This is a genomic window from Vibrio sp. 1CM23M, assembly GCF_023161755.1.
In the GTDB taxonomy this organism is placed as follows: Bacteria; Pseudomonadota; Gammaproteobacteria; order Enterobacterales; family Vibrionaceae; genus Vibrio; species Vibrio coralliirubri.
Genome location: NZ_JALNTR010000013.1, coordinates 11,532 through 24,680 on the forward strand (window position 1 = coordinate 11,532; position 13,149 = coordinate 24,680).

At 45.4% G+C, this 13,149-nt stretch carries 12 protein-coding genes; 1 reads left to right on the forward strand and 11 read right to left on the reverse strand.

Annotated features, from left to right (window positions below):
* The first annotated feature begins 3 nt into the window (after positions 1–3).
* Positions 4–2,565: a DNA mismatch repair protein MutS gene (gene mutS, locus MSG35_RS22305; RefSeq protein ID WP_050634018.1), complete on the forward strand. Its 2,562-nt coding sequence runs from the start codon at positions 4–6 to the stop codon at positions 2,563–2,565.
* A 140-nt stretch (positions 2,566–2,705) separates the two neighbouring features.
* On the opposite strand, the gene rpoS is transcribed toward mutS, so the two are convergent.
* The 11 genes from rpoS to mazG all read right to left on the reverse strand — a co-directional run bounded on the left by rpoS (position 2,706) and on the right by mazG (position 13,076).
* Positions 2,706–3,686 (reverse strand): RNA polymerase sigma factor RpoS, encoded by a 981-nt coding sequence (gene rpoS / locus MSG35_RS22310; protein WP_017059027.1) that lies wholly within the window; start codon positions 3,684–3,686, stop codon positions 2,706–2,708.
* 98 nt (positions 3,687–3,784) lie between these two features.
* Positions 3,785–4,699, reverse strand: a complete 915-nt coding sequence (gene nlpD / locus MSG35_RS22315; RefSeq protein ID WP_050620526.1) for a murein hydrolase activator NlpD — start codon at positions 4,697–4,699, stop codon at positions 3,785–3,787.
* Between the two features lie 34 nt (positions 4,700–4,733).
* On the reverse strand, positions 4,734–5,360 hold the full coding sequence (locus MSG35_RS22320; RefSeq protein WP_017059029.1) for a protein-L-isoaspartate(D-aspartate) O-methyltransferase: 627 nt from the start codon (positions 5,358–5,360) through the stop codon (positions 4,734–4,736).
* Positions 5,361–6,104, reverse strand: a complete 744-nt coding sequence (gene surE / locus MSG35_RS22325) for a 5'/3'-nucleotidase SurE (RefSeq protein ID WP_248385024.1) — start codon at positions 6,102–6,104, stop codon at positions 5,361–5,363.
* Between the two features lie 81 nt (positions 6,105–6,185).
* Positions 6,186–7,232: a tRNA pseudouridine(13) synthase TruD gene (gene truD / locus MSG35_RS22330; RefSeq protein ID WP_248385025.1), complete on the reverse strand. Its 1,047-nt coding sequence runs from the start codon at positions 7,230–7,232 to the stop codon at positions 6,186–6,188.
* Between the two features lie 22 nt (positions 7,233–7,254).
* Positions 7,255–7,734, reverse strand: a complete 480-nt coding sequence (ispF, locus tag MSG35_RS22335; protein WP_004739053.1) for a 2-C-methyl-D-erythritol 2,4-cyclodiphosphate synthase — start codon at positions 7,732–7,734, stop codon at positions 7,255–7,257.
* A 2-nt stretch (positions 7,735–7,736) separates the two neighbouring features.
* Positions 7,737–8,438: a 2-C-methyl-D-erythritol 4-phosphate cytidylyltransferase gene (gene ispD, locus MSG35_RS22340; RefSeq protein ID WP_050711945.1), complete on the reverse strand. Its 702-nt coding sequence runs from the start codon at positions 8,436–8,438 to the stop codon at positions 7,737–7,739.
* On the reverse strand, positions 8,438–8,719 hold the full coding sequence (gene ftsB / locus MSG35_RS22345; RefSeq protein WP_010435786.1) for a cell division protein FtsB: 282 nt from the start codon (positions 8,717–8,719) through the stop codon (positions 8,438–8,440). Before ftsB ends, ispD begins: the two co-directional genes overlap by 1 nt.
* Positions 8,720–9,107: 388 nt before the next feature.
* A complete protein-coding gene (gene eno / locus MSG35_RS22350; RefSeq protein WP_017059033.1) occupies positions 9,108–10,406 on the reverse strand; it encodes a phosphopyruvate hydratase in 1,299 nt (432 codons plus the stop codon).
* A gap of 81 nt (positions 10,407–10,487) precedes the next feature.
* A complete protein-coding gene (locus MSG35_RS22355) occupies positions 10,488–12,128 on the reverse strand; it encodes a CTP synthase (RefSeq protein ID WP_017063214.1) in 1,641 nt (546 codons plus the stop codon).
* Positions 12,129–12,278: 150 nt separating this feature from the next.
* Positions 12,279–13,076, reverse strand: a complete 798-nt coding sequence (gene mazG / locus MSG35_RS22360; RefSeq protein ID WP_248385026.1) for a nucleoside triphosphate pyrophosphohydrolase — start codon at positions 13,074–13,076, stop codon at positions 12,279–12,281.
* Between the last annotated feature and the right edge of the window lie 73 nt (positions 13,077–13,149).

Below are 13,149 nucleotides of genomic sequence, written 5' to 3' on the forward strand. Positions count from 1 at the left end.
ACTGTGAAAGCCGATCAAAAACATACTCCCATGATGCAGCAGTACCTAAAACTGAAAGCAGAAAACCCAGAAATTCTGCTGTTCTACCGCATGGGCGATTTCTACGAGCTTTTCTACGATGATGCTAAAAAAGCTTCTCAACTCCTCGATATTTCACTGACTAAACGCGGTTCATCAAACGGTGAGCCAATTCCTATGGCGGGTGTTCCTTACCATGCCGTTGAAGGGTACCTTGCAAAGTTAGTGCAACTTGGTGAGTCCGTAGCAATTTGTGAACAGATTGGTAATCCAGCAACTTCAAAAGGCCCTGTTGAGCGAGCTGTTGTACGTATCGTTACACCCGGTACCGTGACCGATGAGGCATTGCTTTCTGAGCGCGTTGATAACCTGATTGCAGCCATCTACCATCACAACGGTAAGTTTGGCTACGCGACACTGGATATTACCTCCGGTCGATTCCAACTCTGCGAGCCAGAAACCGAAGAATCAATGGCCGCAGAACTGCAGAGAACCTCACCACGTGAGCTACTCTTCCCTGAAGATTTCGAACCTGTCAATCTAATGGCAAGCCGTAATGGCAACCGCCGCCGCCCGGTATGGGAATTTGAATTAGACACCGCTAAGCAGCAATTGAATAAGCAGTTTGGTACTCGCGATCTGGTTGGCTTTGGCGTAGAAGGTGCGAAACTGGGTCTATGTGCGGCTGGTTGTTTGATCCAATACGTGAAAGATACCCAGCGTACTGCCCTTCCTCATATCCGTTCACTGACGATGGATAAACAAGATCACTCGGTGATCCTTGATGCTGCAACTCGTCGTAATTTGGAGATCACGCAAAATCTTGGTGGTGGTACTGATAACACCCTTGCCGAAGTACTTGATCACACTGCGACAGCAATGGGTAGCCGTATGCTTAAGCGCTGGTTACATCAACCAATGCGCAATATCTCTGCACTCGATCAGCGCCTAGATGCGATTGGTGAGATGAAAGATCTGGCTCTATTCACAGAGCTACAACCAACCTTAAAGCAGATTGGTGATATCGAACGTATTCTCGCTCGATTAGCACTTCGCTCTGCTCGCCCTCGCGATATGGCGCGTCTTCGCCAAGCAATGGAATATTTGCCAGAGCTTGCTGAAACACTGACGCAACTGAAGCACCCATACCTAACTCAACTTGCTCAATATGCTTCTCCTGTGGATGAGGTTTCTGAGCTGCTTGAACGTGCAATCAAAGAGAACCCACCGGTGGTTATCCGTGACGGTGGTGTGATTGCAGAAGGCTACAATGCCGAGTTAGACGAATGGCGCGACCTTGCAGCAGGCGCAACTGAATTTCTTGATAAGCTTGAGCAAGAAGAGCGTGAACGTCATGGCATCGACACGCTAAAAGTTGGCTACAACAACGTACATGGTTTCTTCATTCAAGTAAGCCGTGGGCAAAGTCATCTTGTGCCGCCACACTATGTTCGTCGTCAAACGCTGAAAAATGCTGAGCGTTACATCATTCCTGAGCTAAAAGAGCACGAAGACAAAGTACTTAACTCTAAGTCGAAAGCACTCGCTATCGAGAAACAGCTGTGGGAAGAGTTGTTTGACTTACTACTGCCGTATCTAGAGCGCCTACAAAATATCGCCTCTTCAGTATCTCAGCTTGATGTTCTACAGAACTTGGCTGAGCGTGCAGATACCCTTGATTACTGTCGTCCAACCATGACAGAGTCTGCTGGCGTACAAATTCAGGCCGGTCGTCACCCTGTTGTTGAACAAGTGATGGACGAACCTTTCATTGCTAACCCTATCGACCTGAATGATCAACGTAAGATGCTGATCATCACGGGTCCCAACATGGGTGGTAAATCGACCTACATGCGCCAAACGGCACTCATCGCATTGATGGCTCATATCGGTTGTTATGTTCCTGCAGAAAGCGCAACCATCGGCTCTATCGACCGTATCTTTACGCGTATTGGCGCATCCGATGATTTGGCTTCTGGTCGTTCAACCTTCATGGTTGAGATGACAGAAACCGCAAATATCCTGCACAACGCGACACCAAATAGCCTAGTGCTAATGGATGAAATCGGTCGTGGCACCAGTACTTACGATGGTCTGTCTCTGGCTTGGGCAAGTGCAGAGTGGCTAGCTAATCAAATCAATGCGATGACACTGTTTGCAACGCACTACTTTGAGCTAACTGAACTACCTAACCAACTTCCAACTTTAGCAAACGTACACTTAGATGCGGTTGAGCATGGTGACAGCATTGCCTTTATGCACGCAGTTCAGGAAGGTGCAGCAAGTAAATCTTACGGCCTAGCGGTTGCAGGTTTAGCTGGCGTACCGAAAGCGGTGATTAAGAATGCTCGTGCGAAGCTGACTCAGTTAGAAGCGTTAAGTATGGAGTCGCCAACATCGAAGCCAAGCGGTGTCGATATCGCAAATCAGCTGAGCCTGATCCCAGAACCGAGTGAAGTAGAGCAAGCACTGGCGAATGTTGATCCTGATGATCTAACTCCTCGCCAAGCATTAGAAGAACTTTACCGCTTGAAGAAGCTGCTTTAGTTTCTTACCAAGTAGCTTGTTATGGCCGTACTGCTATTTTCATTAGACGGCATGAAATACCAAAGCCACAAACAAAAAAACGCTGACTTAAAGTCAGCGTTTTTATTTGTCTTCTATTTAGAGAAGCATCATCCGTTCAATTAGTCGTTTTCTACGTTGAACAGGTTTTCCATATTCAGACCTTGCTTGATAAGAATCTCACGTAGACGGCGAAGACCTTCAACTTGGATTTGACGAACACGTTCACGAGTCAGGCTAATTTCACGGCCTACTTCTTCTAGTGTTGACGGTTCGTAACCCAGTAGTCCAAAGCGACGTGCAAGCACCTCTTTCTGCTTAGGATTCAGTTCATCAAGCCAGAAAATCAACGAGTTCTTGATATCGCTATCTTGAGTTGAAACCTCAGGATCTGAATTGTTGATGTCTGGAATAATATCCAACAGCGCTTTCTCACCGTCACCACCAATTGGCGTATCAACAGAGCTCACTCGTTCGTTTAGACGAAGCATCTTGCTCACATCACCAACCGGTTTATCTAGCTTAGAAGCAATTTCTTCTGCCGTTGGTTCATGGTCAAGCTTTTGTGATAGCTCTCTTGCAGTACGTAGGTAGATGTTCAGCTCTTTCACAACATGGATTGGCAAACGGATAGTGCGAGTCTGATTCATTAACGCACGTTCAATGGTTTGACGAATCCACCATGTCGCGTAAGTTGAGAAGCGGAAGCCACGCTCTGGATCAAACTTCTCTACGGCGCGAATTAAACCTAGGTTGCCTTCTTCGATTAGATCGAGAAGTGCAAGGCCGCGGTTGCTATAACGACGTGAAATTTTTACCACCAAACGCAGGTTACTTTCGATCATGCGTTTACGTGCTGCTTCATCACCGCGTAGAGCTCGACGTGCGTATAGCACTTCTTCTTCAGCGGTTAGTAGTGGTGAGAAACCGATTTCGCCTAAGTAGAGTTGAGTGGCATCTAAACTTTTAGACGTAACTTCAACTTCTTCTTTCGCTTCGGTTTTCTTAGTGACTGTTCGTTTTGCTTTTCCAAGAGCTTCCGGTTCCGTGGTTGCTTGGTCAAGATCGAACTCTTCTTTGGTTACTGCATTGCTTATACTCATAACGCCTCCCCCTGGCGAAATTAGCATGACATTACAACTTCATATGTCGCTAAATGACTATGTCACTCCATACAATACGTAATTTTTGCATATTGTATTTAAGGTAAATATCGTTTTGGATTAACGGATTTACCTTGGTAACGAATCTCAAAGTGCAGCCTAACACTGCTAGCTCCAGAGCTTCCCATTGTTGCAATCTTCTGCCCTGGTTTCACACTTTGCCCTTCAGATACTAATAGTCGGTCGTTATGCGCGTATGCACTTAAGTAATTATCATTGTGCTTCACAATCACTAGATTGCCGTAGCCTCGTAGTGCATTACCCGAATAAACAACCGTTCCCCCTGCAGTAGATACTATTGGCTGACCTCGCTGTCCTGCTATGTCTATGCCTTTATTTCCTTGTTCGCCTACAGAGAAATTCTTGATTACTCTCCCTTTAGTTGGCCATAACCATTTGGATACTTTATCACTTGTTGGTTTGGTGGACGGTGTAACATTCTGTTTACCTTTAGAACCAACATACTCCTTTGATTTGGATTGTTCAACCTTCTTTGGTGGATCTTTTTTCACCACTTTGGTGGTAGTTTGAGCTGGAGCCGGTTTAGAGTTTTTGCTCTTTTGTGGTGTGGTTTTCGGTTTACTTGCCGCAGATGACGTTGTGGATGCGGCGACAGGCGCAGCAACTGCTGCTGCCGCTACCGTTGACTTACCATACGCTGGCGCGTTGTAGCTAGGACGCCATAACTTAAGCTTCTGCCCTGGGTGGATAGTGTAAGGAGCAGACAACTTGTTATAACCGATAAGATCTTTAACGTCTTTATTGGTGACATAGGCAATGAAGTAAAGGGTGTCGCCTTTTTTAACTTCATAGTAACTGCCACGGTAACTACCACGATCTATCGATGAGTAATTCTTGTTTAGGCTTGAAACGGGCGCAGGCGAATTCGCTGCACACCCAACAAGGGCACAGCTAAGCAGTAAAGTACTTCCTTTTAACAACTTCGAACGCATCGACTCTCTATCCACCTACACCATTAGTCTTTTATTAAGCTAGCTCACCAGGAACAAGAGGTACAAATCTCACCATCTCGATAACACTCGATAAAAACTCATCGCCGTGTCGAACGATCTTCAATAGTTGCTGTTCGTCATCACCGACTGGAATCAGTAAACGACCGCCATCTTTCAGCTGTTGCAGAAGCGCTTGAGGAATCGACTCTGCAGCGGCGGTGACAATAATCGCATCAAAAGGGGCTTTTGAAGACCATCCTTGCCAACCATCACCATGCTTAGTTGAGATGTTGTAGAAATCGAGTTGCTTCAACCTACGTTTCGCATCCCATTGTAGCGACTTTATTCTTTCAACCGAATACACATGATCAACAAGTTGAGCCAATACCGCAGTTTGGTAACCAGAACCCGTTCCGATCTCCAAGACACGGCTATCTTGTTGTAATTCAAGTAGCTCTGTCATTTTAGCAACAATGTATGGCTGTGAGATTGTCTGACCCTGACCGATAGGCAGCGCATTATTATCATAGGCTTGGTGATACATCGCCTGTGATAAAAAACTCTCTCTCGGCAGTTGGTAAATCGCATCAAGAACCTTTTGGTCCTGAATACCATTTTCAATCAGAAAAGTAATTAAACGCTCAGCTTGCGGATTACTCACTTACTTCTCCCCTAACCATGTTGCCATCGCGCCCAACGACTCATGCGCCGTCAGATCAACCTGCAACGGTGTTACCGACACAAAGCCATGCTCAATCGCGTAAAAATCGGTACCTTCACCGGCATCTTGCTCTTTGCCCGGAGGGCCGAGCCAATAGATATCGTGACCACGCGGGTCTTTTTGCTTGATCATATCTTCAGCGTGATGACGAGCACCTAGGCGTGTCACCTGAGTACCGGACAGTTGTTCTAAGGCTAAATCAGGAACGTTCACGTTCAACAAGCGATTGGTCGGGATTGGGTTTGCTAAATGTTGTTCGACAATACGACGAGCAATCGCTGCCGTTGTCTTAAAATGTTTTTTTCCCACCAGAGAAAACGCTACCGATTGAACACCTAGAAAATGCCCTTCCATTGCTGCTGCCACCGTGCCGGAATAAAGCACGTCATCACCCAGGTTAGCACCGTGATTAATGCCCGTTAATACCAGATCAGGCATGTCATTCTTTAGCAGTTCGTTTAACGCAAAATGCACACAGTCGGTCGGTGTTCCTTGTACCGAATAGGTATTTTCAGCAATCTCTTGTACACGCAGAGGCTGTTCTAAAGTTAATGAATTTGACGCACCCGAGCGATTACGGTCAGGGGCAACAATGATAACTTCAGCAAGATCACGTAGCTCATTTGCCAGCTCATGAATACCTTGAGCGTGCACACCATCATCATTGCTGAGTAAAATCTTCATCTTGTATCCTTTCTTTTGTTCCCATGCTAAGCCAAGCCACTTAAATTCCAATATCAAGTGACCCAGCTCCAAGCAGAATCGTTATTGCTCGTAGGTTCTTTCTACGTGTACTTCTTCAACCAACTCTCGAACGATAGCAGTTGCGAAACAACCTGCGTCTAGAGAGAACTTAAGAGTGACATTATCTTCGTTCACTTCCCAAGTTAAATCGGTTGGTTTTAACGATGCTTCACGACGGTCATGACGCATGCGGTTACCGCGAATCAGCGCCATTAGGTCAGGTTCAGAATCAAGATGTTTTTGCTCTAACGCTTGAGACTCATCAGTCGTTGGCAAAGCATTATCGCCAGCCAAAGCAACAGTAACCAATGCAGATCCATTCGCGATGTCTTGGTTTACTGCTTCGATATTGTCCGCTGTTACCGTTAGTTGAGCGCCGTCTTTCATGACAATATCGCCAACCAATGCCGATGCAAACGCATCTTGCTCAATACGGTCTGACAGGATCAGGTTGTAAATCCACGAGCGAGCCGCAGAAAGGTACAAGCTGCGCTTATTCTGGTTACGAGTACGAACGTTATCACGGCCCCAACGACGAGCTTCAGATAAGTTGTTACCTTCATTACCAAAACGCTGAGCACCGAAGTAATTTGGCACGCCAACTTGAGCGACTTTTTCCAAACGTTTTACGACATCATCACAGTCTGTTACTTCAGACAAAGTCAGCTCGAATTGGTTGCCAACTAAATCACCCGGGCGTAACTTTTTGTTGTGTCGTGCTGTCGCCAAGATCTCAATGCTTGGGTACTGTGCTAAGAAAGCTGAAAAGTCAGGCTCACCTTTTGGTAGGTGTACACTCAACCACTGCTCAGTCACCGCGTGACGGTCTTTTAAACCTGCCCAGCTCACGTCTTTCGACTTAACACCGCAAGCTTTAGCCAGCTCGTTTGCTACGAAACTCGTGTTTTCACCAGTTTTACGAATACGAACCATTAGGTGCTCGCCTTCACCAGTAAACTCAAAACCCAAGTCTTCATTAACGACAAAGTGTTCGGCTTTTGCTTTTAGTTTTGCTTTCACAGTTGGTTTACCGTTTAGATAAGCCAATGAAGATAAAATATCTGACATGCTGTTCTTTTCGTGTTGGTGCTTACGCACTTTTAGTAATTAGGACCACCGCTTCACATGCGATGCCCTCTTTGCGACCTGTAAAACCTAAACGCTCAGTGGTCGTCGCTTTTACATTCACATTGCTAATGCTGGTTTCTAGGTCTTGAGCAATAGCTTGGCACATAGAGTCTATATGAGGCGCCATCTTTGGAGCTTGCGCCATGATAGTAATATCGGCATTACCAATCACGTAACCTTGTTCTTTTACTCGACGGTAAACATCTTTCAGTAGTTCACGGCTATCCGCGCCTTTCCATTCGTCATCAGTATCAGGGAAATGACGACCAATATCACCCGCAGCAATCGCACCCAATAGAGCGTCACACAACGCATGAAGGGCAACATCACCGTCTGAGTGTGCAATAAGACCTTGCTCGTAAGGGATGCTTACACCACCAATAATTACCGGGCCTTCACCACCAAACTTATGTACATCAAAGCCATGGCCAATACGAATCATCATTATTCCTTATTCTGACTTAAATAGAACTCAGCAAGCGCTAAATCTTCAGGCTGAGTAATCTTAAAATTATCTGAACGCCCTGCCACTAAAGCGGGCGATAAACCTTTCCATTCAAAGGCTGAGGCTTCATCAGTAATCGAAGCACCTTGTTGCAACGCCTCACTTAGTGCATTCCACAGAGGCTTTGCTCTGAACATTTGTGGCGTAAGTGCATGCCATAAATCAGCTCGCTCAACGGTATGCTCAATCTGCCCTTGGGCACCGCGCTTCATCGTGTCACGAACTGGAGCCGCTAAAATAGCGCCCACATCATGGCTCATTGCACCGGAAATTAGCTTGTCGATATCACTTAGCTGAACACACGGCCTTGCCGCATCGTGAACCATTACCCAATCACTAAGCTGCTGCTCAGCGATATAGTTTAGCGCAGAGAGTACAGAGTCTGCTCGCTCGCTTCCGCCTGACACTCTGATCACTTTCGGGTTCAGGTTGAGTGCTAGCTCAGGGTAGTATGGGTCATCATCGCTGATCGCAACGACAATTTGAGCGACTTGTGGGTGAGACAGTAATTTCTCAACGGTGTGCTCTAAAATTGTTTTACCGTGAATCTTGAGATATTGCTTAGGGCGGTCTGCCTTCATTCGGCTACCGACGCCCGCTGCAGGTACAACGGCAATCACGCTTTGAAGTTGAGTCGACATTAATGGGATTCCTCACCAATGATGCGATAAAACGTTTCGCCTTCTTTGACCATTCCAAGTTCATGACGTGCGCGTTCTTCTATCGCGTCTAAGCCTTGGCGTAGATCGTCAATTTCAGCAAACATTTCTGCATTTCGAATATGCAGCTTTTCATTGACTTGCTGTTGAACTTGGATTTCGTTGTTCACACCGTAGTAATCAGAGATACCATTTTTACCGAGCCACAGTGTGTGTTGTAGCCAGCCAAACACTATGAGCAGTACTAAAGCAAAAATTCGCATAACACCTTTCGCCGGTTGAAAAAGAAGGAACTAGAATAAGGCACATATATACCATAATGAGCTTATTGGTGCGAGATATGTGGTGTCAGGGAATCAATAAGTCGGGGAATTATTGTTATTCGAAACCTATGTGAGATTCCCTATTCCTTCCTTCGTCAGTCTAGGGAATGACGAATTTTAGGCAAAAAAATGCCCCGCATAAGCGAGGTATTTAAAAAGCTTAGATTAACAATTCGCTAGGAATTATTGACCTTTAACTTCTTTAAGACCGCTTTTGTTGTAAAAAGGAGGAGCTTTAGAAATTAGATCTCACTTTCCTACAAGCAAAAAAAACGCCCTACCGAAGTAGAGCGCTTTCAAAAGCTTTAAGCTAATAATTCAGAGTGAATTATTGACCTTTAACTTCTTTAAGACCGTTGTAAGGAGCTTTAGAGCCTAGAGCTTCTTCGATACGGATAAGTTGGTTGTACTTAGCAACACGGTCAGAACGGCTCATAGAACCAGTTTTGATTTGACCTGCAGCTGTACCTACCGCTAGATCAGCGATAGTTGCATCTTCAGTTTCGCCAGAACGGTGAGAGATTACTGCAGTGTAGCCAGCGTCTTTAGCCATCTTGATAGCAGCTAGAGTCTCTGTTAGAGAACCGATTTGGTTGAACTTGATAAGGATAGAGTTAGCTACGCCTTTCTCGATACCTTCAGCAAGAATCTTAGTGTTTGTAACGAACAGATCGTCACCAACGATTTGAAGCTTGTCGCCTAGAAGTTCAGTTTGGTGCTTGAAACCATCCCAATCTGACTCGTCAAGACCGTCTTCGATAGAAACGATTGGGAAGTTGTTCGCTAGCTCAGCTAGGTAGTGGTTGAACTCTTCAGAAGTGAAAGTTTTACCTTCGCCCTTCATGTTGTAGATGCCAGCTTCTTTGTCGAAGAACTCAGATGCTGCACAGTCCATAGCAAGAGTAACGTCTTTACCTAGTTCGTAACCAGCAGCTGCAACAGCTTCTGCGATAACTTCTAGAGCTTCAGCGTTAGACTTAAGGTTAGGAGCGAAACCACCTTCATCACCAACTGCAGTGCTGTAGCCTTTAGACTTAAGAACTTTAGCTAGATTGTGGAATACTTCAGCGCCGATACGTAGACCTTCTTTAAGAGTTTTAGCGCCAACTGGTTGGATCATGAACTCTTGGATGTCAACGTTGTTATCTGCGTGCTCACCACCGTTGATGATGTTCATCATTGGTAGAGGCATAGAGAACTGACCAGCAGTACCGTTTAGCTCAGCGATGTGCTCGTATAGAGGCATGCCTTTCGCAGCAGCAGCAGCTTTTGCGTTAGCTAGAGATACAGCTAGGATAGCGTTCGCGCCGAACTTAGACTTGTTATCAGTACCGTCTAGGTCAAGCATAATTTGGTCAACGTCAGCTTGTGCTTTAGCGTCAGTACCAACTAGAGCTTCAGCGATTGGGCCGTTTACAGCTTCAATAGCTTTAAGAACACCTTTACCTAGGAAACGTGATTTGTCGCCGTCACGTAGCTCAAGAGCTTCGCGAGAACCAGTAGATGCGCCAGATGGAGCAGCAGCCATACCTACGAAACCGCCTTCTAGGTGTACTTCAGCTTCTACAGTTGGGTTACCACGTGAATCGATGATTTCACGACCTAGAACTTTAACGATCTTAGACATTGAATGTTTCCTTCTCGTTGAATATATAAATGTCAAATTTAAAGGTAGCAGCACAACTTACGCAGCTACCTGTATTCCTTTTTACTTCTCTAACTCGCCGCGCTGGAACTCGCCAGCCGCTTTAACGAAACCTGCAAACAATGGGTGACCATCGCGAGGTGTTGAAGTGAACTCTGGGTGGAATTGAGCAGCAACGAACCATGGGTGGTTCGGGTTCTCAATAACTTCAACCAGTTTCTTGTCCGCAGATAGACCCGATACTTTTAGGCCCGCTTTTTCGATTTGTGGACGAAGATTGTTGTTCACTTCGTAACGGTGACGGTGACGTTCATGGATCGTCGCGCTACCGTATAATTCGTAAGCTTTCGTCCCTTTCGCTAGGTGACAAAGCTGTGAACCAAGACGCATTGTGCCGCCAAGGTCAGATGTTTCTGTACGCTCTTCAACTTTACCTTCGCCATCAGTCCACTCAGTTATAAGACCAACAACTGGGTACTTAGTTTCAGTACAGAATTCAGAAGAGTGTGCCCCTTCCATTTTCGCAACGTTACGAGCGTACTCGATAAGTGCTACTTGCATACCTAGACAGATACCTAAGTACGGTACTTTGTTTTCACGAGCGTATTGAGCAGCAAGAATCTTACCTTCAACACCACGGTCACCAAAGCCACCAGGAACTAGGATTGCATCTAGGCCTTCTAAAACTTCTACGCCACGAGACTCAACATCTTGTGAATCTACGTATTTAATATTAACGCTTAGGCGATTTTTCAAGCCCGCGTGTTTTAACGCTTCATTTACTGATTTGTATGCGTCTGGTAGTTCAATGTACTTACCAACCATACCAATCGTCACTTCACCCGTTGGGTTAGCTTCTTCGTAAATTACTTGTTCCCATTCAGACAGGTCTGCTTCTGGAGCTGTGATGCCGAAACGCTTACATACAAGTTCATCAGTGCCTTGAGCTTTAATAAGCTGAGGGATCTTGTAGATAGAGTCAACATCGCGCATAGAAATAACTGCATTTTCTTGCACATTACAGAACAGAGCAATTTTCTTACGCTCGTTCGAAGGAATGTTGCGGTCTGAACGACAAACTAGGATGTCTGGCTGAATACCAATAGACAGTAGCTCTTTTACAGAGTGTTGCGTTGGCTTAGTTTTCACTTCGCCCGCAGCTGCTAGGTATGGCACTAGAGTAAGGTGCATGAACATTGCGCGTTCACGGCCTAGTTCTACTGCTAGCTGACGAATCGCTTCCATGAATGGTAGAGATTCGATATCACCAACCGTACCACCTACTTCAACGATCGCGATATCGTGGCCAGCTGCGCCAGAAATTACACGCTCTTTGATAGAGTTAGTGATGTGTGGGATAACCTGAATAGTTGCACCTAGGTAATCACCGCGACGCTCTTTAGCGAGTACGTCTGAGTAAACACGACCTGCAGTGAAGTTGTTACGCTTAGTCATCTTGGTGCGAATGAATCGCTCATAGTGACCAAGGTCAAGGTCTGTTTCAGCGCCATCTTCCGTAACGAACACTTCACCGTGCTGAGTCGGGCTCATAGTGCCTGGATCAACGTTGATGTAAGGGTCAAGCTTCATCATAGTCACTTTAAGACCACGAGCTTCTAAAATAGCCGCAAGAGATGCTGCAGCAATACCTTTACCTAGAGAGGATACAACCCCGCCAGTAACAAAAATGTAATTTGTCGTCATGTTTAACCTGAAATTGGTTGAATGAGGGAAATGGACTACTTCTGGACGGGATGAAAATATACCAGAAGCCCCTTATCGCCACAACGTGAAATCTATCACACTGCTATTTTTTATTTTTTGCTTCAAATCAATTCATGATAAAAGCTTTGGTTATCTTTTCTCCGCCACCTTGACTTCATCCCACATGGAATCAAGCTGTTGTAGTGAAAAATCGGTCAAAATTTTATCTTGCTGACGAACTTTTTGTTCCACCCCTTTAAAGCGACGTGAGAACTTCAGATTGGCTTTATTTAAAGCCGACTCTGGATTTTTACCCAAATGTCGCACCAAATTGACCGTCGCAAACAACAAATCACCCAACTCTTCTTCAACCAAATCTTCATTTGGCGTCACTTGAAGCGCTTCTTCTAGCACCTCATCGACTTCCTCTAAAACCTTATTAGCCACTGGGCCAATAGAGTCCCAATCGAAGCCATATTTCGCTACCTGTTTTTGAATCTTTGTAGCACGAGAAAGCGCAGGTAGAGAGTTTGGTATTGAGTCTAGAATACTTTCTTGAGTTTTGCCTGCCTGTGCTTTTTCTTTGGCTTTTTCAGCTTCCCAGTTGGCATTAATTTCTTCATCATTGGCAAACTCGGTATCAGAAAATACATGAGGATGACGGCGCGTTAGCTTCTCATTGATGCCATCAACCACATCAGAAAACTCAAACAGCCCCTGCTCTTTCGCGAGCTGACTGTAGAAAATCACCTGAAACAGCAGGTCACCTAGCTCTTCTTGTAGGTTCGGCCAATCTTTGTTGCGAATCGCGTCCACCACCTCGTAGGTTTCTTCGATAGTATGCGGCACAATTGTTTCAAAATTTTGTTTCAAATCCCAAGGACAGCCACCTTCTGGATCGCGCAGCTTAGTCATGATCTGTTCAAGTTGTTCAATCGGGTGATTCATCGCTTTCTTCCTATTCACTGTCTTTGATTTTTAAATTTATAACGTCTTCTAAAACTAAAAAAGGTGAGCAGCC